Source organism: Streptomyces flavovariabilis (assembly GCF_000725785.1).
Taxonomy (GTDB): domain Bacteria; phylum Actinomycetota; class Actinomycetes; order Streptomycetales; family Streptomycetaceae; genus Streptomyces; species Streptomyces hawaiiensis.
Map to the genome: position 1 here is coordinate 113,054 of NZ_JNXD01000021.1, position 25,678 is coordinate 138,731.

At 71.9% G+C, this 25,678-nt stretch carries 23 protein-coding genes and 1 pseudogene; 8 read left to right on the forward strand and 16 right to left on the reverse strand.

What is annotated here, in order from left to right; genetic code table 11:
* Positions 1–248 precede the first annotated feature (248 nt).
* Complete coding sequence (locus IO24_RS0131375) at positions 249–1,718, reverse strand: aminotransferase class I/II-fold pyridoxal phosphate-dependent enzyme (RefSeq protein WP_031141542.1); 1,470 nt, start codon at positions 1,716–1,718, stop codon at positions 249–251.
* A gap of 67 nt (positions 1,719–1,785) precedes the next feature.
* Complete coding sequence (locus IO24_RS0131380; protein ID WP_031141544.1) at positions 1,786–2,007, reverse strand: hypothetical protein; 222 nt, start codon at positions 2,005–2,007, stop codon at positions 1,786–1,788.
* A gap of 271 nt (positions 2,008–2,278) precedes the next feature.
* On the opposite strand from IO24_RS0131380, the gene IO24_RS0131385 reads away from it, so the two are divergent.
* From IO24_RS0131385 to IO24_RS0131410, 6 genes are all read left to right on the forward strand, one after another.
* Entirely contained in the window at positions 2,279–2,713 is a 435-nt protein-coding gene (locus IO24_RS0131385; protein ID WP_031141546.1) for an ATP-binding protein, read from the forward strand.
* A gap of 201 nt (positions 2,714–2,914) precedes the next feature.
* On the forward strand, positions 2,915–3,778 hold the full coding sequence (locus IO24_RS0131390; RefSeq protein ID WP_031141548.1) for an RNA polymerase sigma factor SigF: 864 nt from the start codon (positions 2,915–2,917) through the stop codon (positions 3,776–3,778).
* Between the two features lie 27 nt (positions 3,779–3,805).
* On the forward strand, positions 3,806–4,069 hold the full coding sequence (locus IO24_RS0131395; RefSeq protein ID WP_031141550.1) for a DUF5133 domain-containing protein: 264 nt from the start codon (positions 3,806–3,808) through the stop codon (positions 4,067–4,069).
* 108 nt (positions 4,070–4,177) lie between these two features.
* Positions 4,178–5,035 (forward strand): ANTAR domain-containing protein, encoded by an 858-nt coding sequence (locus IO24_RS0131400; RefSeq protein ID WP_051905983.1) that lies wholly within the window; start codon positions 4,178–4,180, stop codon positions 5,033–5,035.
* 134 nt (positions 5,036–5,169) lie between these two features.
* Complete coding sequence (locus IO24_RS0131405) at positions 5,170–6,006, forward strand: DUF1206 domain-containing protein (RefSeq protein ID WP_031141553.1); 837 nt, start codon at positions 5,170–5,172, stop codon at positions 6,004–6,006.
* Positions 6,007–6,034: 28 nt separating this feature from the next.
* The gene (locus IO24_RS0131410) at positions 6,035–6,469 is read left to right on the forward strand and encodes a hypothetical protein (RefSeq protein WP_031141555.1); all 435 of its coding nucleotides are present in this window, start codon (positions 6,035–6,037) and stop codon (positions 6,467–6,469) included.
* Positions 6,470–6,502: 33 nt separating this feature from the next.
* On the opposite strand, the gene IO24_RS0131415 is transcribed toward IO24_RS0131410, so the two are convergent.
* The 8 genes from IO24_RS0131415 to IO24_RS0131450 form a co-directional block, all read right to left on the reverse strand.
* Positions 6,503–8,746 (reverse strand): FUSC family protein, encoded by a 2,244-nt coding sequence (locus IO24_RS0131415; RefSeq protein ID WP_031141557.1) that lies wholly within the window; start codon positions 8,744–8,746, stop codon positions 6,503–6,505.
* Between the two features lie 83 nt (positions 8,747–8,829).
* Positions 8,830–10,200, reverse strand: coding sequence for an NAD(P)/FAD-dependent oxidoreductase (locus IO24_RS0131420; RefSeq protein ID WP_031141559.1), 1,371 nt, complete (start codon positions 10,198–10,200; stop codon positions 8,830–8,832).
* A 217-nt stretch (positions 10,201–10,417) separates the two neighbouring features.
* Positions 10,418–12,145: a PP2C family protein-serine/threonine phosphatase gene (locus IO24_RS0131425; protein ID WP_031141561.1), complete on the reverse strand. Its 1,728-nt coding sequence runs from the start codon at positions 12,143–12,145 to the stop codon at positions 10,418–10,420.
* Positions 12,142–13,533, reverse strand: coding sequence for an ATP-binding SpoIIE family protein phosphatase (locus tag IO24_RS43565; RefSeq protein WP_037668866.1), 1,392 nt, complete (start codon positions 13,531–13,533; stop codon positions 12,142–12,144). Before IO24_RS43565 ends, IO24_RS0131425 begins: the two co-directional genes overlap by 4 nt.
* Positions 13,533–13,973, reverse strand: a complete 441-nt coding sequence (locus tag IO24_RS0131435; RefSeq protein ID WP_031141565.1) for an anti-sigma regulatory factor — start codon at positions 13,971–13,973, stop codon at positions 13,533–13,535. The genes IO24_RS43565 and IO24_RS0131435 overlap by 1 nt, the downstream gene beginning before the upstream one ends.
* A complete protein-coding gene (locus IO24_RS0131440; RefSeq protein WP_031141566.1) occupies positions 13,973–14,392 on the reverse strand; it encodes an STAS domain-containing protein in 420 nt (139 codons plus the stop codon). Before IO24_RS0131440 ends, IO24_RS0131435 begins: the two co-directional genes overlap by 1 nt.
* The gene (locus tag IO24_RS0131445) at positions 14,389–15,276 is read right to left on the reverse strand and encodes an STAS domain-containing protein (RefSeq protein WP_031141568.1); all 888 of its coding nucleotides are present in this window, start codon (positions 15,274–15,276) and stop codon (positions 14,389–14,391) included. Before IO24_RS0131445 ends, IO24_RS0131440 begins: the two co-directional genes overlap by 4 nt.
* Before the next feature lie 269 nt (positions 15,277–15,545).
* The gene (locus IO24_RS0131450) at positions 15,546–15,947 is read right to left on the reverse strand and encodes an STAS domain-containing protein (RefSeq protein WP_031141571.1); all 402 of its coding nucleotides are present in this window, start codon (positions 15,945–15,947) and stop codon (positions 15,546–15,548) included.
* 344 nt (positions 15,948–16,291) lie between these two features.
* Between IO24_RS0131450 and IO24_RS0131455 the strand changes: the two genes are divergently transcribed.
* A complete protein-coding gene (locus IO24_RS0131455; protein WP_031141573.1) occupies positions 16,292–16,663 on the forward strand; it encodes a hypothetical protein in 372 nt (123 codons plus the stop codon).
* Between the two features lie 38 nt (positions 16,664–16,701).
* Here IO24_RS0131455 and IO24_RS0131460 read toward each other — a convergent pair whose 3' ends face one another.
* On the reverse strand, positions 16,702–17,136 hold the full coding sequence (locus IO24_RS0131460) for an ATP-binding protein (protein ID WP_031141575.1): 435 nt from the start codon (positions 17,134–17,136) through the stop codon (positions 16,702–16,704).
* Positions 17,137–17,253: 117 nt separating this feature from the next.
* On the reverse strand, positions 17,254–19,152 hold the full coding sequence (locus IO24_RS0131465) for an AMP-dependent synthetase/ligase (RefSeq protein ID WP_031141577.1): 1,899 nt from the start codon (positions 19,150–19,152) through the stop codon (positions 17,254–17,256).
* A 151-nt stretch (positions 19,153–19,303) separates the two neighbouring features.
* Between IO24_RS0131465 and IO24_RS0131470 the strand changes: the two genes are divergently transcribed.
* A complete protein-coding gene (locus IO24_RS0131470) occupies positions 19,304–19,537 on the forward strand; it encodes a DUF6480 family protein (RefSeq protein WP_031141579.1) in 234 nt (77 codons plus the stop codon).
* A 27-nt stretch (positions 19,538–19,564) separates the two neighbouring features.
* Here IO24_RS0131470 and IO24_RS0131475 read toward each other — a convergent pair whose 3' ends face one another.
* The 4 genes and pseudogenes from IO24_RS0131475 to IO24_RS41115 all read right to left on the reverse strand — a co-directional run.
* Positions 19,565–20,653, reverse strand: coding sequence for a glutamate--cysteine ligase 2 (locus IO24_RS0131475; RefSeq protein WP_031141581.1), 1,089 nt, complete (start codon positions 20,651–20,653; stop codon positions 19,565–19,567).
* Between the two features lie 110 nt (positions 20,654–20,763).
* Positions 20,764–22,971, reverse strand: a complete 2,208-nt coding sequence (gene glgB, locus IO24_RS0131480) for a 1,4-alpha-glucan branching enzyme (RefSeq protein ID WP_031141583.1) — start codon at positions 22,969–22,971, stop codon at positions 20,764–20,766.
* Positions 22,972–22,974: 3 nt separating this feature from the next.
* Complete coding sequence (locus tag IO24_RS0131485) at positions 22,975–24,345, reverse strand: maltokinase N-terminal cap-like domain-containing protein (protein WP_031141585.1); 1,371 nt, start codon at positions 24,343–24,345, stop codon at positions 22,975–22,977.
* Positions 24,346–24,373: 28 nt separating this feature from the next.
* A pseudogene (locus IO24_RS41115) lies at positions 24,374–25,678 on the reverse strand (alpha-amylase family glycosyl hydrolase); the annotation flags it as partial.

Below are 25,678 nucleotides of genomic sequence, written 5' to 3' on the forward strand. Positions count from 1 at the left end.
GCGGTGCTGTCCCTAAGCCCATTTCAGCCGCTGGCGGGGCCCTGGGCACCTCGGCGTTCGAGACTTCTTCCGACAGGCCGTCCGGGCATGAAAAAGCCCTGGCTGGACGGGGGAGACCAGCCAGGGCCGTAAGCGGTGGTGCAGAGGACGAGGGGTCGACTCCGTCACCACGTATGAATGAACCGTAAACCATCCAGAGGGTGTGCGCGCCCCCTGAACCGGGTTGCGTGACCTGATTCACGCCCGGGTCACTGCGCGAGCACGCGGACCGTCTCCAGCTCCGGGTCCTCGGGGTCGGGCAGGTGCATGCCCGCCTCCAGCCCCGTCCGCAAGTACACCAGCACCGGCTCGGTCAGGCGCTCGCCCGGGAGGACCGCGGGGATGCCGGGGGGATACGGCGTGATCATCTCGGCCGCGACCCGCCCGGCCGCCCCGGCCACCGGCACGGTCTCGGCCGGACCGAAGAACGCGTCCCGGGGCAGCACCGCCTGCTCCATCCGCAGCTCCGCCGGCGACGGCACCTGCACCCCCGGCGCCCTGGGCAGGTCGCGCGCCGCCCGCGCGAGGTCCCGCAGCGCCTCCAGCAACTGCCCGGTGGTCTCCCGGTCGTCGCCATGGGTGATCTGCGCACCGATGCGGCGGTGGTCCACCAAGTGGGCGTCGATGTGCCGGTGCTCGCGCAGCCAGTCCGCCGCCTGGAAGCCCGTGATACCGAGTCCGGTGAGGTCGATGACGCCGGGCAGCGGGTCGAGGTCGTCGGACAGGCCCGGACCGCAGAAGTCGTCCCGGTCGTTGACGTGCAGTCCGTCGATCTCCTCGATGGCGGCCCGGGTCTCGGCCGCGAGGTCCAGCGCACCGCCCATCAGCTCCTCGCCGTGCAGCGCCATCTGCCGCCGCCAGCCGTCCAGGCCCGCGTAGATCAGCACCGACGGGCTGGTGGTCCCCAGCAGGTCCGCCCGCATCCCCAGCAACTCCGGCGGCACCGGCTCGCCCTGGAGATGGAAGACCGAGCCCTGCTCCAGTCCGCTGCCCATCTTGTGGATGCTGGTCACGCAGATGTCCGCGCCCGCGTCCATCGCCCAGGACGGCAGGCCGGGGTGGAACGGCAGATGCGCGCCCCACGCCTCGTCGACGATCAGCGGCCGTGAGCGCCGGTGACACACGTCGGCGATCGCCCGCAGGTCCGCGCAGCCGCCGTACGGCGTGGGACTCGTGACCAGAGCGCCGCGCGCGTCCGGATGCGCGTCGACAGCCCGGTCGAACTCCTCGGCGGACGGAGGATGAGCGAGATTGCGCTCGGCGTCCCACCGGGGCTCGACCCAGACGGGTTCGATACCGGAGATGATCAGCCCCGCCACAACCGACTTGTGGGCCTCGCGCCCGACCAGCAGCTTCTCGTGCGGCCCCGCGACCGACAGCATCGCGGCCTTCACCGACAGGGAACTGCCGCACGTGCTGAAGAACGTGTGCTCGGCGTGCACCGCGTCGGCCATCAGCTCCTGGGCCCGTTGCAGCACCCGGCCCCGGGTGAGCCGGTCGTCCAGACCGCCCGAGGCCAGCACGTCCCCGTGGAACACCGCGTCACCGAGGATCTCCCGGACCGCCGGATCAGCGCCGCGGGCCTGCTTGTGCCCGGGCGGCGTGAACGACAGATGCCCCTTGCGTCGGTACTCGTCCAGGGCTTCCAGAACCGGTGCTCGCGTGTGGTCGACTGTCATGCGCACCGGGTTCCCGGCGCGTCCCCCGCAATCCGGCCGCCCCGCGCCGGCACCCGGCTCCGCCCGGTCAGTTCTCAGGGCCGTGTTTGCCCGGAGTCACGATCTCGTCCAGCACCCGCAGCACCGCCTCGTAGGACATCCGCCGCACGGTCGCGTCCCGGGCCCCCTGCGGGTCGGTCGCGTCGAGTTCCTCGCTCCTGGTCCGCCACGTCCGCTCCTCCTGCACCGCGCACTCCCTCGCCCGCTGGATGCGCCGCAGCAACTCGTCCGAATCCACTACTTCCGTCATGCACACCGCGTACCCGCCCAGCGCCGGGAGATGGCACCGGCTCACGGCCGTTCGAGGCGTTTTCGGGTCTTCCGCCCGCACCGGAGGTTTGCAGGTGCGGCGAGAGGTGAGCCGAAGAGCTAAGAACTGCGGCGCTCGCGCTGTACGCCCCGAACGCCGTGGCAGGTCGAAGCAAGCAGTGGGTCCGCGGGCCCCGGGCAAGCCCGTCGCGGGCGGCCACGGAACGCGGTCCGGACCCGGTTTACCGTCTGTGCTGTCAGGGAGCTGCAGAATGTGCGATGAGCACATGATCGAATCCGTATTCGAGCCACCGGGCGCCCACCGCGCCCGGCCGTGCAAACCCGCCGAGGCGCGCCGTGCCGTGGAGCGAGCCGTGGCCGAACGCTGCCGGATCACGCACACCCCGTGCGACACCGACGCCCTGTCCGACGCGCTGCTCGTCGCTTCGGAGCTGACGACCAACGCGATCCTGCACGGCGGCGGCGTCACCGACTTCCAGGTGGACATCGACGGCCCCGGTGTACGCGTCTCGGTGAGCGACCGCAGTGACGCGCTGCCCGTGACCGTGCCACGCACCGATCCGCACGGACGGATGCGGCACGGCGGCCACGGCTGGCCCATCGTCTGCCGGCTCGCCCGCGACGTCCGGGTTTCGGACCTGCCCGCCGGGGGCAAGCGCATCACCGCTGTCGTACCCCTGTCCTGAACGCCCGTGAGCCGGCGCCCGACAGATTGCTCAGCAAAGCGGAGTTTGTACCACCAGGGGCAGGGCAGACGCAGTTTCGTGCTTCGGACCGGAGGCGCGCCAGCGGGAGCGGTATGACTGCCCCGGAGGCCGTCCAGGCGGATCCGGGCAGCGACCTTCCCGCGGTCAGTCCCTGAAACCACCGTTCAGGAGCGAATCCGCATGCTCATCGAAACGCCCACCCATCGTCCCGGCACGCCCGAAACGACGACCACCGCTTCCCGGCGGCGTCACGACGACGCCCCCGACACCGCCGCCCTCTTCGCCCGGATGGCGGAGCTGGAAGAGGGTCCCGAGCGGGAGGCCGTCCGCGACGAACTGGTCACCCTGTGGCTGCCCATGGCCCACCGCATCGCCGGCCGCTTCCGCGACCGCGGAGAGTCGATCGAGGATCTCCGGCAGGTCGCCGCGCTGGGCCTGGTCAAGGCCATCGACCGGTTCGACCCGAGCCGGGGTGCCTTCGAAAGTTACGCCGTGCCCACCATCACCGGCGAGGTCAAGCGGCACTTCCGGGACCGCATGTGGGCCCTGCGAGTCCCCCGCCGTGTGCAGGAACTGCGCAACAAGGTGCGCGTGGCACGCCGCGAACTCACCCAGAACCCGGGCAGCCCCGAGCCCTCCGTGGCGGACATCGCCACCCACACCGGCCTGACCGAGGAAGAGGTCAACGCCGGGCTCGAGGCTCTGGACAGCTTCAGCACCCTGTCGCTGGACGCCGAGCTCTCGTCCGACGACGACGGCTACAGCCTCGCGGACACCCTCGGCGCGGCCGACTCGTCCTACGACGTCGTCGTGGACCGCGAGTCCGCCAAGGAAGGCCTGCGCCGACTGCCGGAACGCGAACGGGCCATCCTCTACATGCGCTTCTTCGAGGACATGACCCAGAGCCGCATCGCCGACCACCTCGGCATCTCCCAGATGCACGTCTCCCGCCTCATCAGCCGTAGCTGCGCCCGCGTGCGCGACGAGGTCCTGGGGCAGCGGACGGGCACCCGGGGGAGCGGCGGCACCTCCACGACGGCCTGACCATCCGACCCCACAGGAGCGAACGACATGCTGAGGCCCCACCCCGCCGTGCTGCGCCGACTCGTCGACGAGTACGAGGCCCTGGCAGCCGCCGAGGCCGCGCGCGGACCGGCGGAGCAGAACCCCAGGGCACGCGACCTGGCGTACACGTTGTGCGTGTCCACCGGCACCCGGGACGTCGAGCGCGCCCTGGACGCCGCCCACCAGTGGCTCGCGGCCGCACCCGCACCGGTCCGCGAACCCGCCGTGGCGACAGCCCGACAGCGCATGCCGGTCGCGGAGCCGGCCTGATCGTGTGCCCCTGACAGGAGGGGGAAGTTGAGGCGGAACAAGGGTCCGGCCGACGGCGGAAGCCGCGGCCGGACCCGTTCGCGTCATGCCAGTCACATCAGGAGTCCCATGTTCACAACCGGGCGGGCAGCGGCCGCCGACGACGGCGAGCTGGAGCGCCTGCGTGCCGAGATGCGCGACTTGCGGGCCCGGGCCCGCGTCCGCCCACTGATCTCGCAGGCGCAGGGCATTCTGCAGGAGCGGTACACGCTGCCAGACGCCGACAGTGCCTTCGCGCTGATGCAGATGGCCTCCCAGCGGTACAACATCAAGCTGCGCACACTGGCCGACGTCCTGGTGACGGCGCCCCGCCCCGAGGGGCAGGACACGGTGTGGTTCCCGGAGCGCGTCCGCGGGCCGGAACCCGATCTGACCTTCACGCAGGCGCACCGGCCCGGCTCCGGCAGCCGCAGTGCCGTCCTGAAGGCGGTGCTGCGTTCCACCCTGGTGGTGACCGGTACCGACATGGGCAACGTGCAGCTCACCGACCGGGCACGGGGAGGTCTGCGCATCGAGCAGCACACCGGCCTCACGCCTGACTTCGTCGACTTCTTCGCCCACGTCGGCGACGACGGCACGGCCTGCGCGCGGGCCGCCCGCAACGTCTCCCAGGTCACCGTGCGCGAGGTGGAGAGCGACCCGGAATTCACCGAACCGGCCCGGAGAGCCATCCTCGCGGCGGGCAGCAGGGCCTGTCACAGCGTCCCGCTGACCACCGAGGCCGGGCTCTGCGTCGGCATGGTCTCGGCCCACATGGACCGGCCCCTCAACGGCCTGACGCAGACCCAGAAGAAGGCCCTCGGCACCATCGGAGGCCAGGCGGGCCGCTGGCTCGCCTGGCACGACCGCACGGTGGTCCTGGACGCTCTGGAGCACCTGCACGCCCTCGGCCGCGCGGGCCGCGGATCGAGGTTCCGGCGGTCCTGAGCCCGTAACGGCTGGGGCGCCGTCGTGCCGCTGGGGGGGACAGCGCCCGGGCCGGATACGGAATCCCCTGGTCCGGAGGCTGCACCGGGTGTGTGGACGCCGACCCGGGGCATCCGGACTCCCGGGAGGTCGACATGAACACGAGTGCGATGGCACAGAGCGGTCGGTTCCGGGCGCGGCGGATGGCGCGGGGCTCGGTGACCGAGGGGGCGGCCCGGGCGGGTTTCGCCGCCCGGGGCGTGATCTATCTGCTCGTCGGGGCGCTGGCCCTGCAGATCGCCTTCGACGGCAGCGGCAGGCAGGCCGACCGCGGGGGAGCCCTGCAGGAACTGGCGCAGAAGCCGTTCGGCGCGGTGCTCCTGTGGGCGCTGGGCATCGGGCTCGTCGGCATGGCCCTGTGGCGGCTGTCCGAGGCGCTCTTCGGCTCGGTCGGCAAGGACGGCCGCAGCGCACGCAAGCGGCTGATGGCAACGGTCCGCTTCGCGTTCTACGTCTTCGTCGCCTACTCGGTGCTGTCGTTCGCGATCAGCCGCCACCAGAGCGGCGGATCCAGCGACCAGCAGTCCCGGGACGCCACCGCCAGGGCTCTGGAGATACCCGCGGGCCAGTGGCTGGTCGGTGCCGCCGGGGCCGCGATCGTCGTGGCCGGCGGCTGGATCGCCGTACGCGCGGTGCTGCGCAAGTACCACGACAAGCTCCGGCTGGGGCAGATGAGCCACCGGACGCGGCAGCTGGTGGACGTCACCGGCGTCGCCGGCGGCGCGGCCCGTGGGCTGGTCTTCGCGGTGGCCGGGGCCTTCGCCGTCCGCGCCGCCGTGGACTACGAACCCGACCGGGCCAAGGGCCTGGACGACACCCTGCGCTCCTTCGCCGACACCCCCCTCGGCCCCTGGCTGCTGGCCTGCGTCGCGGCCGGTCTGGTGCTCTTCGGAGTGTTCTCCTTCGCCATGGCCCGGTGGCGACGCGTCTGAGTCGCGTCTTGTGGGGAACACGATGCAGATGAGCGATTCCGAGATTCCGCATGGCGATGGCCGGCCCGTGGACATGTACCTGGACCTCCTGCGCATCCGGATGGACACCGAGGACTACCGCCTTCTCATGCGCGCGGTGGAACCGGTCCTCGAGGCGATCGAAGAGGAACGCCTGTCCAGCCTCGACTTCGCGCTCGACTCCGGGTCCAACGACGAACTTCCCCAGGAGGTCCGGGACGAGGTGGCGCTCGTCATCGCCACCGCCGTCACCGGCCGCCTGGACAACGAAGTGGTCGAACTCGACGTCGACGACACCGGCCCGGTCAGGATCGTCACGGACGCCACCACCGCGTCCGACCCGGCCCGCCTCGGCGAGATAGCCGACTACATCCGGGACCGGCACAAGCAGACCGAGGAACTGCGGGGCATCGCCGAGGTGAGCGGACTGCCCACGGACTTCTGACGGGCAACGCCTCTCAGACACCTCGGGCGGCTCTCATCCCTTGGGCGCCGCCACCGGCACCCCCAGCGGCCGGGCGAGGCCCACCACGGCTTCGTCCAGCCGCTCCAGATGCCGCAGCACCCGGTCGGTGATGCGGCCGTAGCGCGGCGTGCCGGCGTCGGATCCCAGCAGGGAGGCGATGCTCGGCCCGGTCTCGACCTGCACGCCCGCGTGCTCGTCGGCCACCCGGGCCGCGATGGCCTCGATGTTGCGCACCGTGCGCCCGGCCGCCCCGCGCAGCCGCGGGTCCGCCGCGATCGAGGGATGCGTGGGCAGCAGCTCGGCGGTCGCCGCCAGTGTCCGCGCGTGGTAGGCGCACGTCTCCAGCAGCGCCACCACGTACCGGGCCGTGTGACGCCGGGTCCGCAGCGGCGTGACCGGGTGGATCAGCGGCTGGGTCGCGGCGCGCAGATCGGCCAGCGCCTGGTCCAGGTCGCGCGCCTTGTCCAGGAGCTCGTCCGCCGGTCCGCCGCTGAGCTGGCCGACCGCGGCCTCGCTGACCTCGGCCAGCCGCTCCAGCACGGTGCCGAGCAGCTCGTTCGTACGGCGGTCCGTCTGCACCGGCAGGACCAGCGCCGCTGCGACCACCCCGCACACCGCGCCGAGCGCCGTCTCCTCGATCCGCAGCACGAGCACGTCGAGGCTGTAGGTGTGCAGCAGCGTGTACAGCAGCCCCAGCATCGCGGTCACGAAGAACGACATCAGCGTGTACGACAGCGGCGCCACGTAGAACATCGCGAAGATAAGCACCAGCACCAGGGCGAACGCCGTCCAGGTGTGCCGGCCGACCAGTCCCGCCAGGACGATGCCGGCCACCACACCGAACACCGTGCCCAGCAGCCGCCGGTATCCCTTGACCAGGATCTCGCCCGTCGACGCGGTGTTGAGGAAAACGATCCAGCACGTCAGCACCGCCCAGTACCAGCGCTGCGTGGACAGCAGCTCGCCGCCGATGATCGCCAGAGAGGACCCGACGGCGACCTGCACGGCCGCCCGCGTGGTGGGCCGCCGCAGGCCCGTCTGCTCCTCCTGTGCCGCCTCTTCGCCGCCACCGTCGATCGCGGCGTCCTCGGCGTCCAGTTCCTCGCGGGAGCGGGCCGTCGCGGGGGTGTCGTCCGACTCGTCCTGCGGACCGTCCAGCGCGATCCGCAGCCCGAGCACCGCACGGGCCGACTCGCCGATGCCACGGAAGACGTCCTGGACGGCGGCCGACGCGGGCGGCAGGTTCTCCTCGTCCCGGTAGCCGAGGAGCCGGTTGCGCACATGGGCCAGCCCCGTGCCCGTGTCACCGCTGCCCGCCCGCAGCACCAGGGCGTGCAGCGCCTGCAGATCACGGCGGAGCGTGGCACCCGTCTCGTCCGGCACGGCCGGCCCGGAAACCGAGGGTGCGGGCGCGCCCGGCAGGTGCAGGGTGAGCGTGTCGGCCCGTTCGGCGCTGCGGGCGGTCAGCAGCAGCAGGCCGAGCCGCTCGGCGGCGATCTCGGCGTCCGCGATCCTGCGCTGCACCAGCCGCGCCGCCGACTCGTCCGGGGTGCCCTCCTCCAGCCGGTCCTGGATCATCATCGCCGTCTCGTGGAGCCGAGCGGTGCCCTCGCGCACGGCCTTCAGCGCCTTGTCCATCTCGTCCGCGGGGGCGTCGAGCAGTTCGAGCTGCGCGGAGACCAGCTGCGCCAGCCGCGCACGGAAGGCCAGCCGCATCCGCAGCAGGACACCCGTGGGCGTCGCGGGCACGACCGCGAAGCGCATCAGAGCGCTGGAGCAGAACGCCAGGGCCATGGCACCGCACAGCGCGGGCAGCGTAGAGACGGTGGCGCCGACGAACAGGGACAGGAAGTAGACCTGGAAGCCGATCAGGCCGAGCGCGGTGCCCCGGTCGCCGAACCGGCGGCCGTAGACCGCGCAGAAGATCAGGACGACGAAGAAGGCGTCACCGACGACGAGACGCGTGTTGAGCACCGCGCCCAGGGACACCGAGGCCAGGGCCACCGGCAGCCCCAGTGCCAGCGTCACGGCCTGAGCACCGAGCTGCTTCTCCCGGATGGCGAAGGTGGCGACCATCGCCGCCATGGCCCCCGCCACCAGAAGGTGCACATCGGCCCCCAGCAGGGAGAGCACGGCCAGGGTGACGGCGATCGCGCCGACCGTCCGCAGCCCGGCCGTCAGACGCAGCAGCCCGGGGTCGGACGCCGCGATCCGGTCCCGCAGTCGTGCCCGCACCGCGCGTCCCGCTGCCCTCACGCCGCCGCACTCTCTCCCGACTCACACCAAGATCCGTATCTCAGCATGACATGCCACCGGCGGACACTCCCGTCCGGCCCGTCCTACTCCGGCCGGCCGGCCCCCTCGACCTGCGCCCGCACCTGCTCCGGCGTCAGATAGGCGTCGGTGTACTCGAAGTCCTTCAGCCGCGCGGCCTTGCGGGCCTGGAACCCGGTCCGGACGAAGTCGTCACCGGCCACCGCGTTGAGCAGCCAGTTCGTCATCACCCGCGTCTTGGCCACGTTGGTGCGCAGCGCCGACCAGTGGTAGCCGCGGGCCACGGCCTGGGCGGGCAGCCCGCGCAGCTCGATGCCCAGCGGCTTGGAGACCGCGTCGGTGCCGCCGAGGTCGACGACGAGCCCGAGGTCCTTGTGGACGTACGGCTTCATCACCTGACCCCGCAGCGACGCGATGACGTTGTCGGCGACGTGCTTGCCCTGCCGCAGGGCGTGCTGAGCGGTGGGCGGGCACATGGCCCCGTCCCCCTTGGCCAGGTCGGGCACGGCGGCCGAGTCGCCGAGCGCGAAAACCCCGTCGTCGCCCGGCAGGTTCATCTCGGGGGCGACCGCGAGCCGCCCCTTGACCGTCTCCGCGCCGAGCGTGGCGATGAGCGGGCTGGCGACGACCCCCGCGGTCCAGATGAGCGTACGGGTCGGGACCACCCGGCCGTCGGTGAAGGTGACCTCCTCCGGGCCCGCCTTGGCGATGGAGGTGCCCAGTGAGATCTCGATGCCCCGGCGGCGCAGGATGTCCCGCGCGCTGCTGCCGAGCTTGTCGCCCAGCTCCGGCATCAGCTTCGGCGCGATGTCGATCAGATGCCACTTGATCAGACCCGGGTCCAGCCGCGGGTAGCGCTTGACCGCCGCGTGCGTCAGGCGCTGCAGGCACGCCGCGGTCTCGGTGCCCGCGTAACCGCCACCGACCACCACGAACTGCAGCCGCGAAGCCCGCTCCACCGGGTCCTGGCTCGCGTCGGCCAGGTCCAGCTGCGAGATGACGTGGTCACGGATGTACGCCGCCTCGGCGAGCGTCTTCATCCCGAACGCGTGGTCCGTCAGCCCCGGGATGTCGAAGGTCCGGGTGATGCTGCCGGGCGCCAGCACGATGTAGTCGTACGGCTCGTTGACGATCTCGTCGGTGATGGTGCGGATCACGCACACCTTGGACTTCAGGTCCACGCCGATGGCGCCGCCCGGGATGATCCGCGTGCGGTACTTCTTGCTGCGGCGCAGGGAGACGGCGATCGACTGCGGCGTCAGCACGCCGGAGGCGACCTGGGGGAGCAGCGGCAGGTAAAGCTGGTAGGCGAACGGCGTCACCAGCGTGACGTCGGCCTCGTCCGGGGAGAGTTTGCGTTCAAGACGGCGGACGCACTCCACGCCGGCGAAGCCTGCGCCAACCACCAGGATCCTGGGTCGTGTCACGGTGTTCATCCCTTTCTGCGGCTCCAGGCGGTCTGCCTCGAACGCCTTCCGACTGCCCCTGGATCGCTGGTTCGCACCCTTTCGATCCCACCGTGTGTCCGGCCGGCGCGCCAGTCGGACGCGGCAGGCAGACGAACGCGTCGATCACCACCATGCCCGCACCTTGGCCGAAAAGCACCAGGCTGGAGTGAAGAACGCGTGCACACCCGGCCGGGCGGACCCGCCGTCAGGATCCGGCGCGGCCTTGGAAATGACACAGCAACAGACACACGTCGTCGTCCCGCTCGGAATCGCTCAGCAGCGGATGCAGGAGCCCGTCCGCCGAGCCCTCCAGGTCCGCGTCCAGCTCCGCGGACCGGAACCCGCCGAGTGCCGCGGCCAGCCGCTCGATGCCCGGGTCTATGCCCTGCGCCCGCCGCTCCACCAGCCCGTCCGTGTACAGGGCGAGCGTGGAGCCGGGTTCCAGCTGCTCCGTATGGTCGGCGATCTCCTGGGTGAGCGGGATACCGAGCATCGCGCCGGGCTTGGCGTCGAGGGTGCGCACGGTGCCGTCGGGCAGGCGCAGCACCGGCGGCGGATGCCCCGCGGCGGCCCAGGTCAGCGTGGACTCGTCCGGGTGGAACCGGGCGATGACGGCGGTGGCGTACAGGTCCGGCTGGAGATGGTGCAGGAACCGGTGCAGCCGGGTCAGCAGCCGGCCCGGGCTGTCGCCGTCCACGGCGTACGCCCGCAGCGCGGTGCGCAACTGGCTCATCATGACCGCCGCGTGCAGACCGTGCCCGGTCACATCGCCGATGACGGTGATGAGACCGCCGTCCCGCTGGGGGAACGCGTCGTACCAGTCACCGCCGATGTTCAGCCCGTGCGTGGCCGGAAGATACCGCGCGGCCAGGCTGAGGCCCGGCGTGGCCGGAAGATCCGTCAGCAGGGCGCGCTGCAGCGTCTCGGCGATGTCGCGGTTGTGCTCGAAGCGCCGGGCGTTGTCGATCGCGATGCTGGCCCGCCGGGTGAGCTCGATCAGCATGACCGCGTCGTCCGGATCCCAGCGGGCACCGGGCGGCGACAGTGTCAGGACCCCCAGCGGTGCCCGCCGCGTCGGCAGCGGCACACACAGCAGCGGCCGCCCGGGATCCAGCGCCGACGGCGGCTGGTCCTCGACGCCGGGCAGCTTGCCGGGATGGTCGGCGGCGTACTGGGGCCGCCCGGTACGGGCCGCGACCACCGCGGCGGCCGGATGCGGCGCCGACCGGTGCTTGTCCTCCTCGTGGTCGAACAGCCAGACGTCCACGCTGCTCGCGTACTCCGGCACCAGCAGGTCCGGCAGCCGGCGCACGATCTCCTCGTGGTTCAGCGACGCCGTCAGCACGGCACTCGCGTCCGCGAGGAACGTCAGCCTGCGCCGGGCGCTCTCCGCCTCGTTGCGGGCGCTGCGTTCGGCGGCGAAGGCCTCGCGCTGGGCCCGCCCGGCCGCGTCCAGCTCGGCGTGCAGCGCCAGGACGCCCTGGTTGGTCTGGTGCAGCTCCTCGCGGTGGAAGGCGACCAGATCCTCCTGCGCGGTGAGCTTGTCCAGCACCACGGCCGTGTCCTCGTCGGCGCCGAGCAGCGCCTCCGACAGGGCGGCGGCGTCGTCGGCGGCGGCGCCGTCCGCGGCGGCCTCGGCCGTCTCGGGGCAGGGGACCGTGACCTCCCACGGCGGCTCTCCGGCCGCGCACGCCTCCGGCGACGGGGTCACCACGACGTGCAGCAGCCCCTCCTCGGCGGGAGAGCCCGCCAGGTCCATGGTGAGCCGCCAGGTGCCGCCCTTGGTGAGGCACTGCCGCAGGTGGGCGCTGAGGGTGGCGGCCAGCCGGGTTCGTTCGACGGTGGGCACACCGTACGCGGCGGCCAGGCGCGCGAGCGCGATACGGGCGCGGGCGGCGTCGGTGACGGTGGTGATCTGCCAAGTGCGCATCATGGGCGTTCCGGCGGGGTCGAGGTCAGTACGGCCACGGCGGTGTCGTCCCGCACCGGCCGGGCGGGACTGCTGGCGTCACGTATCGTCACGGCGGCCGTCACGGCCGGGTCGGCCAAGGGCTGACCGGGGCCGGACGGCGGTGTCCAGCGGCTGGGCAGGCCGTCGGTGTGCAGGATCAGCAGCGCGTCCTCCGTCCAGTCGGCCTCCACCTCGCGAAAGGTGGCGGGCCGGTGGACCCCGACGATGCCGGGCCGCGACAGCAGGGCGCGCCAGGTGCCGCCGGTGTGCAGCCGCGCTCCCACGTTGCCGATGCCGGCGAACCGCAGCCGCCCGGCCGCCAGGTCGAGCTGGGCCAGGGAGACGGCCGCGCCCCGCGTGCCCTTCAGCGCGTCGTGCAGCCGCCCCAGCGACTCGGCGGGGGAGAGGCCGGCCCAGCGGTGCATCGTCGTCACGGCGGTGGAGGACGCCCGGGCTGCTTCCGGTCCGTGCCCCAGGCCGTCGGCCAGCATCAGCGTCACCAGGCTCCCGGAACGGACCCAGGCCCAGGCGTCCCCCGAGTACTCGGCACCGCCGTAGGGGATGTTGACGCCGCCCGCGCGCACGGTGGTGAGCGGCAGGGAGCGGTCCTGTGACGTGTCGGTCAGCGGGCCGGGCTCGGCTGTGCCGATGCCCGGCAGGACCGGCGCCGGGGCGAGGCGCGCGCCGGCCGCGGACGGCACGGCGCTGCCCGCGGGGACACCGCCGGACGCCACGCCGACGTCGCCGGCCCGGCCGGCCGGCCTCGTGTGCCTCGTCGGCCCGCCGCACGGAACGGCTCCGAAAGGCGGCGCACCGCCCGGCCACTGCCCGCTGCCCGAGCCGTCGTGCCCGGCCCCGGCAGGACCGCCCGGCCCGGGTACGTGGTCCCAGCTTCCCGACATCCCGTCGGCCCACACCCGCACCCGGGGGCCGGCGGGCGCGCCGTCGCCCCGGGGCGTCGTGCCGACGCGGGCCACCGCGACCGTGCCGCGGCCGGGCGTCGTGTGCAGACCGAAGTCGTCGGCGAGCCGCAGACACGTGCCCAGGCCCGCACCGAGCGAGCGGGTCGTGGAGAAGCCGTCGCGCACGGCCGCGTGCACATCGGCAATGCCCGGGCCGTGGTCGATCGCGGCTATCTGCACCACCCTCGACTGCTCACCACGCGGCGCGGGCGGGGCGACGACCTCGATGAGCACCTGACCACCCTCGGCATGCTTCAGCAGATTCGTGGCGAGTTCGGTCGCGACCAGCGCGGCGGCCGCGGTACGCCGCTCGTCCAGCCCGGCCAGCGCGGCGGCGCCCTCCGCCGCGACCCGCGCATCGCGCACCCGGGTCGGGTCGAGCACCGGCACGTCCCACACGCGCGGCATCAGACCTCCTCGCGCGGGCGCGGCGGCCGGCCCACCCAGCAGGTCACCCGCACCGTGGTGCCCGAGCCCGGCGTGGTGTCGACGTCGAAGTCGTGCACCAGACGCCGCGCGCCGCTCAGCCCCATCCCCAGCCCGCCGCCGGAGGTGTAGCCGTCGCTCAGTGCCCGGTCCAGGTCGGTGATGCCCGGCCCCTCGTCGGTGAAGGCCAGCCGCAGCCCCTGCGCACCCGCGCTGCCGACCTGCGTCACCTCCATCTGTCCGCCACCGCCGTGCACCAGGGTGTTGCGGGCCAGCTCGCTGGCAGCGGTGATGAGCTTGGTCTGGTCCACCAGACCGAAGCCGAGCCGGGCAGCGGCCTGCCGTACGTGCTGACGCACCCACACCAGGTCCATGTCCGACCGGATGGGCAGGCAGGCCTCCACGCCCGCGGCGGTGTGCATCACGGACTCTCCTGACGCGGGCTGCCGGGACGGGTCACCGGGGCCTGCTGCGCGAGGAGCTCCATGCCCGCCTCGGTACTGAGCGCGGTGCTCAGACCCGGCAGCGTCAGACCCAGTTCGACCAGGGTGATGGCGACCGCCGGGCGCATACCGGCCACCACGGTGCGCGCGGCCAGCAGTTTGGCCTGCGCGGCGATCTCGGCCAGCACCCGGCCGAGGAAGGAGTCCACGATCTCCACACCGGAGATGTCGATGAGGACCCCGCGCACCCCGGTACGGGAGATGGTCTCGGCGAGGTCCTGCTGGAGCTGCTGCGCCGTGCTGTCGTACAGGTCCCCCTGGAGCGTGACGAGCAGGACGTCGCCGAGCCGGAGGACCGGCACGTGGCCGGTCACGGGACGGGGGTAGGCGTCGTTCACCGCTGACCCGCACCCGGATTCACGATGTCCGCGCCGAGCTGGTGCAGCGCGTATCCCAGCGCGTCGGCGAGGCTCGCACGCGTGATCACGTCCAGGTCCAGCCCGAGATGCACGATGGTCTGCGCGATGGCGGGGCGGATGCCCGAGACGATGCACTGGGCGCCCATGAGGCGCGCCGCGGCGACCGTCTTCATCAGGTGCTGCGCCACCAGCGAGTCGACCGTCGGCACCCCGGTGATGTCGAGGATCGCGAACCGCGCGTGCTGCTCGACGACGGCGTTCAGCAGCGTCTCCATCACGATCTGGCTGCGGGCACTGTCGAGCGTCCCGATGAGCGGCACGGCCACGACGCCGTCCCACAGCCGGATGACGGGCGTGGCCACCTCCATCAGCTGCAGCCGCTGCCGGTCGCTGAGCGCCTGCCACTCGCTCAGTGCCGTCTGCATGGCCACCAGCCGCAGGGTGCCCATGAGCACTGTCAGCGCGGTCGAACAGGCGCGCAAGTGCTCGGGGGGCGCCTCCTCCAGATCGGCGGCCAGCAGGTTCTCCACGGGCGGCCGCAGGGCGGCCAGCTCGCTGGAGACCTGGGTGTTGGACAGCCCGGCACGGGAGCGGGCCACGCCCATCCGGGCCAGCTGCTCGCGCACCCCGCTGAATCCCGCGGCGTCCGGGTCCTCCACCTGCTCCGAGTCGGCCACCTGGGCCAGTGCGTCCACGACGACCTTGCCCGCCTCCACCGCCTCGTCGCGCGAGACGGTGAACACGGTGCGGAACAAGGGCTCGTCCGCCCACCGCTGGGCGATCTGCTCACGCCGGCGGTGCAGGAAGTCCCTGACCTCGTGGGTGGGTGTGGCGAGCTGTCCGTCCGCTTCGTGCTCCGGCACCTGGTTATCTCCTCATCCGCGTTGCGTCGGCCGAGCCCGCTTCTGGCAACGAGAACGGCGATGTGACACTTGCCGGGCGACAACTCTAACCATGCGCCGACCTCGTACGACACCTGCTCCGGTGCAAGCGATCCGGTTCAGGGGAACGGCGGTTGGGGCCGCCGTCATCGGCGTGCGCGCGGTGGTGAGCCGTCGTTCGGGCAGGGCGGAGCGAGGGCACCGGGCCACCGGTCTTCGCCGGCGCCGTGCCCGAGGGGACACCCGTACCGTCAGACGCTCGGCTCCCCCGGCTCCTGGGGCTGGCCCGGCCCTTCGTCGACGCGGGTCAGGGCCTCGTCGACACTCTCCGATATCGGCACCGTGATGCTGACGCCCGTCAGATCGAGGATGCGCCGCACGGCCGGCGTCGGGCTGATGACGTGCACGCTGCCCTCGGTCTTACGGGTCTCCTGGTACACCCGCAGGATGATGTTCATCCCGGACGAGTCCATGAAGGGCACGGACGAGAGGTCGAGCAGGAAGTGCCGTCGGCCGTGGTGGAGTTGGTTGGCCAGATGGGCCTGGAACTCGGTCGCGGTGTCGACGTCCAGGTAGCCGTCGACCGTGATCAGGGCCACGTCCTCCCGGGGCAGTTCGACTTCCACGGACAGCGGGTTCTGGGCGAGGGGCACGGATACCTCCAACAAGTGCTACGGCCTGGGCTGGTCACCTCTGGGGATGACCGCGGTGCGAGGGGATCCCGGTCGTTCTCCGGACTCGGATGCCGTTTCTCATGCGCCTCCCTTCACTGACGGGCTTCGGTTCCACCGCGCCCCGCGATTACCCCGGAAAGGGACCGTCATGCCCCCCGATCCGAACATTGCCGGGAGTGGCCGCCGGAAGTCGCGTGCACCAGCAGGTGTGTGCGCCGAATGCGCTTGCGACAGGAGGGTAATTGCTGCTGTGGGACAGGGCGGGCGCGAGGCGCTCGCCGGAGGAACTGCGATCCGCACATCGCCAGGGAGGATGGAGCAGCGTGGCCATCGACAGAATCTGGTCGTACACGCCGGACAGCGGTCACACCGAGGGGCAGGACCTGACCGGCTTCGCCGTCGCCGCGACCGACGGCACGATCGGGCACGTGGACCGGGAGGCCGCTCCGCACGACATGCGGCACCTGGTCGTCGACACCGGCGTCTGGGTGTTCGGCCGCAGCGTCCTGGTACCGGCGGGAGTCATCACCGGCATCGACATACAGGGGAGGAAGGTCACACTGGCCTGCAGCAGGGGAGACGCCAAGGCGGCACCTCGCTTCCAGACCGACAGCGAGACCAGGGACCGGGAGTACCTGCGGTCCGTGGGTGAGTACTACGACCGGTTGCCACCGCGGGAGGCGGCCTCGGTCTGAGCCGGTCACGGGCGCGTCGCGCCCGTGACGCTCCCGGCTCACCAGGGCATGAACACGTGCACGTCCTTGCCCCGCGCGTCGGCCACCACGCTGACCTGGTCGCACAGCGTGTGGATCAGATGCCAGCCGATGCCCCCGCCGCCGCTGCGCGGATCGAAGGGGCGAGGGGCGGGCTCCGTGGTGCTGGTGTCGTGCAGAACCACATGCACCCCGTCGAACGTCCGGCGCATGCGCAGCGCGAACGGACCAGGGGCGTACTGGACCGCGTTGGCGGCCAGCTCCGTCACCACCAGCAGGATGTCGTCCCAGTACTCGGGGGCAGAGGGCGGAGAGGAGCGTGCCAGAGCACGCAAGAACTCCTCCGCGGCCAGCCGCGCACCGGTCACGTCATGCGGCTCGCCCACGAAGCTGTTCGTGCGGCTCGGGATCTCCTCGGAGGTCAGGGCGTCGTCCCCACGCGGCTCGGTTGACATATCGCCTTTCCGGCCCGGGCGTCAGCAAGGGCTGTCGTCAGGGCTGTCGTCCTTTCTCTTGCGTCGCCACTGTTGCGTGTTCCCGAGGGGGCGAGGCCTACGCGTCCGGCCGCACGCTCAACGGAACACGTTGTCCGACTCGTCCCAGTTCGGCGGTTCGTCCGGGGTGCTCGGTCTGCCAGGACGTCTGCGTGACCGGTACATCGCGTCGATCTCCGACGCGTAGTGCCGCACGATCTCGTCCCGGCGCAGCTTCATCGACGGCGTCAGCAACCCGTTGGTCACGTCGAACGCCCCCGGCAAAACCCGGAACACCCGGATCGACTCCGACGGCGACACGGCGCTGTTGGCCGCGGCCACCGCCCGCGCGACCTCCTCCCGCAGCGCGTTCTCCTCCCGCGCCTCCCGCATCTCGCCCTGCAGTGCCAGCCCGGCCCGCCAGTGCGCCAGGAACTCCGGATCCAGCGTGATCAGGGCGCCGACACAGGGCCGGTTGTCCCCCACGACCACCGCCTGATGGATGAGCGGGTGCATCCGCAGCCGCTGCTCCAGGGCCAGCGGGGCGACACTCTTGCCACTGCTGGTGATGATGATGTCCTTCTTGCGGCCGGTGATCGTCAGGTAGCCCTCCGAGTCAAGCCGCCCGAGGTCCCCGGTGGCAAGCCAGCCGCCGCGCAGCGCGGCCCGGGTGGCGGCCGGGTCACCCACGTATCCCTGGAACACCGACGGGCCCCGCACCAGGATCTCCCCGTCCCCGGCCACCCGGATCTCCATGCCCGGCAGCGCCTGCCCGACCGTCCCGGACTTCTCCCGGCCGAGCGGCTGCATCGTCACCCCGCCGGCGGTCTCCGTCAGGCCGTACCCGTCGTGCACGTAGATGCCGATGCCCTCGTAGAACAGGGACAGATCACGGCTGAGCGGGGAGCCGCCGGACGTCGCCCGCTGCACCCGCCCGCCGAGCGCCGCCCGCAGCCTGCGGTACACCGTGCGCTCGTACAGCGCGTGCTGGAGCCGCAGGTCGAAGCCGGGCCCGCGACCGCGGCCCAGCCGCTGGCGCTCCAGGGCCGCGGCGAAGTCCCGGGCGGTCTCGGCGGCCCGCTCGAAGAGTCCGCCGTGGCCTTGCTGCTGAGCCGTGCGCAGGAAGTTCTTGTAGATCTTCTCGAGGACCGACGGAACCGCGTAGAGGTACGTGGGCCGGAACGAGCGCAGCGCCGACGACAGCGCCTCCCCGCTCAGATCGGCCTGGTGTCCCATCAGCAGCCCGCCGCGCAGGCACAGCCCCTGGATCATCAGCCCGTACACATGGGAGAAGGGCAGGAACGCGAGCACGGAGCCCTGCTCTCCGCGCGGCGCGGCCGTGTGCCCCCAGCCCGCCAGCAGCGTGTCGCAAGGGCCGGCGAGGTTGCGGTGGCTGAGCGCACAGCCCATGGCATGGCCGGAGGTGCCGGAGGTGTAGGCGATGACGGCCGTGGAGTCCGGCAGCACGATGCGGCGCATCGAATCGACCGTGGCGATCGGGATGAACTCGCCGCGCACCGTCAGCTCCGCCAGGGCGCCCGCGTCCAGCTGCCAGACGTGGCGCAGCAGCGGCAGCGACGCGCACACCGAACCGACGGTCATGACGCCCTGTTCGTCCTCGACGACCACGGCCACACAGCCGGCGTCCCGCAGGATCCACTCCACCTGGTCGCGCGAGGACGTCGGGTAGACCGGGACGACCTCGGCGCCCACGGCCCACATCGCGTAGCACAGGACCGTCCACTCGAACCGGGTGCGCGCCATGATCGCCACGCGGTGGCCCGGCGCGATCCCGGAGGCGATCAGTCCCTTGGCCACGTCCACCACCTGGTCGCGCAGCTCGATCGCCGTCACCTCCTCCCAGGTCGTGGAGGCGGGGTCGGCCCGGCGGGCGAGCATCGGCCGGGTCGGTTCGCGGTCCGCCGTCTCGAAGACACTGTCGGCGAGCCCGCCGGTCAGAGACGCCACGGCCGGGGGAGCGAGGGCGAGGTCGCGCATGCACTGCTCCTGACGTGTACGGGGTGTGACATTGCCGACGGGTACCGTCATCGGCGGTGCTCGAATGTAGTCGAGTCGAGACCCTTCGGGGTCGGAAAATACGGAAGTGGACCCGCTGATGATCTCGGCGTGATCGGGGGACCCGGACGGCATGACTCACATCAGCCCCGATCCCGAACCCGAACGCAGCACCGGTCTGGAGCCCGGCGGCGGAGTGCCGCCGGGCGAGACCCCGCCCGCGGAGAGCAGCATGCCGGAAACGCTGCCCCGCGAGACGCACAACCCGACCAAGGGCTGGGCCAAGGCCCCGCTGACCGTGATCATCGTCGTCGCGGTGCTGATCGCGGCGTTCTTCCTGGCCTACGCCCTCGTCCTGATCCTCTGACCCCCTACCCGTGACTTCCGGGACGCCTCACGACTGCGTGTGGCGGACGCACTCGGTGACGACGTCCCGCAGACTCCCCGTGCGCTCCATCAGCGCGCGCTGCACCTGTGCCCCGTTGCCCTCCCGCAGCAGCTCGTCACAGGCGGCCTCCGCCCGCTCCAGGTCGCCCGTACCGGCGAGGGCCTCGGCGACATGGTCCAGCAGGGCACGGACGACGGCCTCGGCGGGCATGCGCCGCATGGTCGCCGGGTGCAGCAGCTCGCCCGTGAGTCCGGACCGGGCGGCCTGCCAGTCGGCCAGCCGCAGCAGGCTCACACTGTGGCCGAGCGGCTCATCGCCGGCCCGCCACTCGCGCGCGGCGGTCTCGACCAGCCCGCGGACGAGCGTGGCGATCAGTACGGCCGTGCCGGAGTGCAGACAGACGTCCGAGACACGCAGCTCCACCGTGGGGTACCGCGGGGACAGCCGCGCGTCGAAGTAGATCATCCCCTCGTCGAGGAGGGCTCCGGTGGCGACCATGTCCGCGATCAGACGGTGGTACCGCTCTGGCGAGCCGAAGATCTCCGTCGGACCGGCCGACGGCCAGCGCAGCCACACCCTGCTGCGGTAGCTGCTGTACGCCGTGTCCTTGCCCTGCCAGAACGGCGAGTTCGCGCTGAGCGCCCGCAGCACCGGCAGCCATGGCCGCAGCCGGTCGACGACCGCGACGCCCTCCTCGTCGGACTCGACCGACACGTGCACATGGCAGCCCATGACGAGCTGCTCCCGGGTGGCGATGCCGTACTGGTCCGCCATCCACTGGTAGCGCCGGTTGACGCCGACGGCGGGGCTGACCGGCAGCGGCGAGGTGGCGAGCGCCGCCACGGTGCAGCCGATCTCCCCCGCGTGCCGGGCGGCCTCCTTGCGGCAGCGGACGATCTCCGCGCGCAGGCTCTCCATGGACGACTGCGGATGCGTGGCGAACTCCAGCATCTGCTCGTGGAGTTCCTTCTCGAACACGTCCTGATCCGCGTCGTCCTTCTCCGCCCGGGCGAGCACCGCCGCGGCCAGCGCTCGCGGTTCCCCCGTCTCCGGATCGACCAGGAGAAGTTCCTCCTCCACTCCCACGGTGCGCACCTGATGCCCGCCCTTCCTGTGCCCCTGCCGCGTCGTACCACCGGGTGCCCGGTGGTACGACCCCCAGTGCCCCTCACAGAGGGAGGGACACCTGGTGGGGCGGCAGGAGTTCACACAGCGAACGGGGTCAGCCACACCGTCGCGAGCGGAGGCAGCGTGATCCGGACACGGCCGTCCTCCGGTTTGACCGGATCCGGGTTGGTGACGCCGCTGCCGCCGTAGCGCGTGTCGTCGGTGTTGAGGCGTTCCTCCCAGGCGACCACGTCACCCGGCACCCACAGGTCGTAGTCCTGGCGGACGACGGGGGAGAAGTTCGACACCGCCAGCAGCGGACCGCCCTCGGCGTCGTACCGCAGGAACGCGAAGACGTTGTCGTCGGCCGAGTCCACCGCCACCCACCGGAAGCCCTCCGGGCGGGTGTCGCACTGCCACAGCGCCGGAGTCGCCCGATACGCGGTGTTCAGGTCGCGGACCAGGTCACGTACGCCCCGGTGGTCGCCCGCCGAGTGGTAGCCGTCGTCGAGCAGCCACCACTCCGGCCCGTGCTCCACCGACCACTCCGCTCCCTGCGCGAACTCCTGCCCCATGAACAGCAGCTGCTTGCCGGGGTGGCCCCACATGAAGCCGAGGTAGGCCCGGTGGGTGGCGCGCCGCTGCCACCAGTCGCCGGGCGCCTTCGACACCAGCGCCTGCTTGCCGTGCACGACCTCGTCGTGGGAGATCGGCAGGACGTAGTTCTCGCTGTAGGCGTACACCATCGAGAACGTCATCTCGTGGTGGTGGTACTTGCGGTGCACCGGCTCGTGCGCGATGTACTCCAGCGAATCGTGCATCCAGCCCATGTTCCACTTCAGCCCGAAACCGAGCCCGCCGGTGTCGGTGGGCCGGGTCACCCCGCCCCAGGCGGTGGACTCCTCCGCGATGGTGACCACGCCCGGAGCCCGCCGGTACACGGTCGCGTTCATCTCCTGCAGGAAGCCCATGGCCGCCAGGTCCTCCCGGCCGCCGTAGGCGTTGGGCTCCCACTGGCCGTCCTCGCGCGAGTAGTCGAGGTAGAGCATCGAGGCGACCGCGTCCACGCGCAGCCCGTCGATGTGGAACTCCTCGCACCAGTACACGGCGTTCGCGACCAGGAAGTTGCGCACCTCGGTACGGCCGAAGTCGAACTCGTACGTGCCCCAGTCCGGGTGCTCCGCGCGCCGGTCGTCCCCGGGCTCGTAGAGCGGCTCCCCGTCGAAGCGGGCCAGGGCCCAGTCGTCCTTCGGGAAGTGCGCCGGCACCCAGTCCATGATCACGCCGATGCCGGCCCGGTGGCAGGCGTCGACGAAGAACCGGAAGTCGTCCGGGGTGCCGAGCCGGGATGTCGGCGCGTAGAACCCCGTGACCTGGTAGCCCCAGGACCCGTGGAAGGGGTGCTCGGCGACCGGCATCAGCTCGACGTGGGTGAAGCCCAGGTCCTTGACGTACTTCGGGAGCTCCTCGGCGAGCTGCCGGTAGGTCAGCCCCGGGCGCCAGGACGCCAGGTGCACCTCGTACACCGAAAGCGGCGCCTCGTGCACGGGCGTGTCGGCGCGGTGCGCCATCCAGTCGGTGTCGCCCCACTCGTAGTGCGAGGCCGTCACGATCGACGCCGTGTGGGGCGGTTCCTCGCAGCGGCGGGCCATCGGGTCGGCCTTGAGGAAGCGGTGGCCGTACCGGGAGTGGATCTCGAACTTGTACGCGGTGCCCTCGCCGACGCCCGGCAGGAACAGCTCCCACACGCCGGACGCGCCGAGCGAGCGCATCGGGAACTGCGTCCCGTCCCAGTGGGTGAAGTCCGTGGCCACCCGCACGCCCTGCGCGTTCGGCGCCCAGACGGTGAACCGGGTGCCGGACACGCCCTCGTGCGTCATGGGCTGCGCGCCGAGCGCCTGCCACAGCTGCTCGTGCCGCCCCTCGCGGATCAGGTGCAGGTCGAGCTCGCCGAGCGCCGGCAGGAAGCGGTACGGGTCGGGCGTCTCCTGCTCACCCTCCTCGTACGAGATATGCAGGGTGTACTCGGGGACCGCGGCCAGCGGCAGCACGCCCGAGAAGAGGCCGTCGCCCTCCGAGACGAGGGCTGTGCGCTTGCCACCGATCACCACGCTCACCGCACGGGCGAAGGGGCGCAACGCCCGGAACACGACCCCGCCGGGCACCGGGTGGGCGCCCAGCAACGCGTGCGGATCGTGGTGCGCGCCCGCCAGCAGGCGCCCGCGGTCCTCGGGACTCAGGGCGGGCGCGGTCGTGCTCGGGACCGGGCCTGACGGCTCCGGGATTGAGGTGTCTCGCAGGGCCACGGCTCAGTCTCCTCTCACAGCGAGGCGCTCGATCGCCGCCATCGGTACAGGCAGCCAGTCGGGGCGGTGCCGTGCCTCGTACAGCACCTCGTACACGGCCCGGTCCGTCTCATAGGCGCGGAGCAGTCCGTGTTTCTTGCGTGGGTCCCAGCCGGCACGGGCGGCGTAGCCCGCGCAGTAGGCCTCGCGACAGCGGCGGGCCCACTCCGGGCGCCAGGGGCGGCGCTGCCGGGCGGCGTAGTCGAAGGAACGCAGCATCCCGGCGATGTCCCGCACGGGGGAGTGGGCGCTGCGCCGTTCGGAGAGCGGCCGGGACGGCTCGCCCTCGAAGTCGATGACGAACCACTCGCGCCCGGCCCGCAGCACCTGCCCCAGGTGCAGGTCGCCGTGGATGCGCTGCGCGGGCGGTCCCGGGTCGCAGCCGGTGAGGGCGGCGAACGCGGTGCGCAGGCCCGGCACGAACGGCTGCAGCGCGGGCACGCAGTGCGCGGCGGCGTCCAGCCGCTCGGTCATCGCGGCCGCCGTCTGCCCGTTCTCCCCGGGCCCGCCGACGGGGAACGCCGACGCCAGCGCGAGGTGCACCTCCGCGGTGGCGGCGCCCAGCGCCCGGGCCTGGACGGTGAAGTCGTCCCCGGCGGCCAGCGCGTGCAACCCCAGCGTCCAGCCATCCGAGGCGTCCCTCAGATACGGCTGGAGCACACCGAGGGTCGCCGTGAACGGGTGCCTCGTCTGGAACCAGGCCACGGGCGCGGGCACCCGGTGACAGCCCTGACGGGCCAGCGCGCCCGGCACCTCCAGGTCCGGGTTGACGCCCGGCTGGATGCGCCGGAAGACCTTCAGGATGTACTCGTCGCCGTACACCAGCGAGGAGTTGGACTGCTCGGCGTCCAGCAGCCGCGGCACCAGTCCGGCGGGCACCTGCTGGTCCGGGTCGCAGTCGAAGCGCAGGGGGCCCGCGGTGCCCGGCTGCCGCAGCCGGTCCAGCAGGAGCTGGGCCGAACGGGGGTCGTGCAGCGCGTCGTAGACCGTCAGTCCGGCCAGCGGCCCGTCCTGCACCCGCCCGATGAGTGCCCGCCCGAGACGTGGCGAGGGCTGCTCCCGTACGCCGAGCAGCAGCTGGTAGCAGTCGCCGGCCGGGGGAGCCCCGCCGGGCGAGGGCACGCCCGTGTGGCCGGCGTGACCGGCGTGGACCAGCAGATGCAGACAGCCCGGGAAGAGCTCGGTCATCGACAGCAGGCCGAGCTCCGTGACGGGCCGGTCCTTGCCCGCGAACCAGCGCTGCCGGGGCAGCCAGTCGCGCAGCAGCCCGCCGAGCGACTCCATGGGCTCGGCCAGGCGCGGGAGGTCCGGGCGCAGGGATGCGGTCTTCGGCATGGTCACGCCTCCTTTCGTCGGCGCAGGCTCACAGTCGCCGGCCGATGCGGGATGCGACTCGAGTGAGCCGGAACCAGTAGAAGCCGTGGCCCCCGAGGGTCAGCAGATAGGGCAGTTCACCGATGGCGGGAAAGCGGACCCCGCCGAACAGCTCCACCGGATGCCGCCCGGCGAACTCGCGCAGGTCGAGCTCGGTGGGCTGCGCGAACCGCGCGAAGTTGTTGACGCACAGCACCAGGTCGTCCTCGTACTCCCGCAGGAAGGCCAGTACCGCGGGGTTGGAAGAGGGCAGTTCGGTGTAGGAGCCGAGCCCGAAGGCCGGGTTCTGCTTGCGGATCTCGATCATGCGGCGGGTCCAGTGCAGCAGCGACGACGGCGACGACATCGACGCCTCGACGTTGGTCACCTGGTGGCCGTAGACCGGGTCCATGATCGCCGGGAGGTAGAGGCGGCCCGGGTCGCAGGTGGAGAAGCCGGCGTTGCGGTCGGGCGTCCACTGCATGGGTGTCCGGACGGCGTCGCGGTCGCCGAGCCAGATGTTGTCGCCCATGCCGATCTCGTCGCCGTAGTACAGGATCGGGGAGCCGGGGAGGGCGAGCAGCAGCGCGGTGAACAGCTCGATGGTGTGCCGGTCGTTGTCCAGCAGCGGGGCCAGGCGCCTGCGGATGCCGATGTTGGCGCGCATGCGGGGGTCCTTGGCGTACTCGGCCCACATGTAGTCGCGCTCTTCGTCGGTGACCATCTCGAGCGTCAGCTCGTCTCGTGGTTGCGCAGGAACATGCCCCACTGGCAGCCCGAGGGGATGGCCGGGGTCTTGGCCAGGATTTCGGAGACCGGGTAGCGGGACTCGCGGCGTACGGCCATGAAGATGCGCGGCATGACCGGGAAGTGGAAGGCCATGTGGCACTCGTCGCCGCCGCTGGGGTAGTCGCCGAAGTAGTCGACGACGTCCTCGGGCCACTGGTTGGCCTCCGCAGTTGGTGTCCTCGGCCGCGTAGAGGTAGGGCACCGCGTCCAGCCGGAATCCGTCGATGCCCAGGTCCAGCCAGAACTTCAGCGCGGCCAGGATCTCCTCCTGGACGCGTGGGTTCTCGTAGTTGAGGTCCGGCTGGTGCGAGAAGAAGCGGTGGAAGAAGTACTGGCCCCGCACCGGGTCGAAGGTCCAGTTCGAGGTCTCCGTGTCGACGAAGATGATCCGCGCGTCCGGGTACCGCTTGTCGTCGTCGGCCCACATGTAGTAGTCGCCGTAGGGCCCGTCGGGGTCCTTGCGCGACTCCTGGAACCACGGGTGCTGGTCGCTGGTGTGGTTCATGACGAAGTCGATGATCACGCG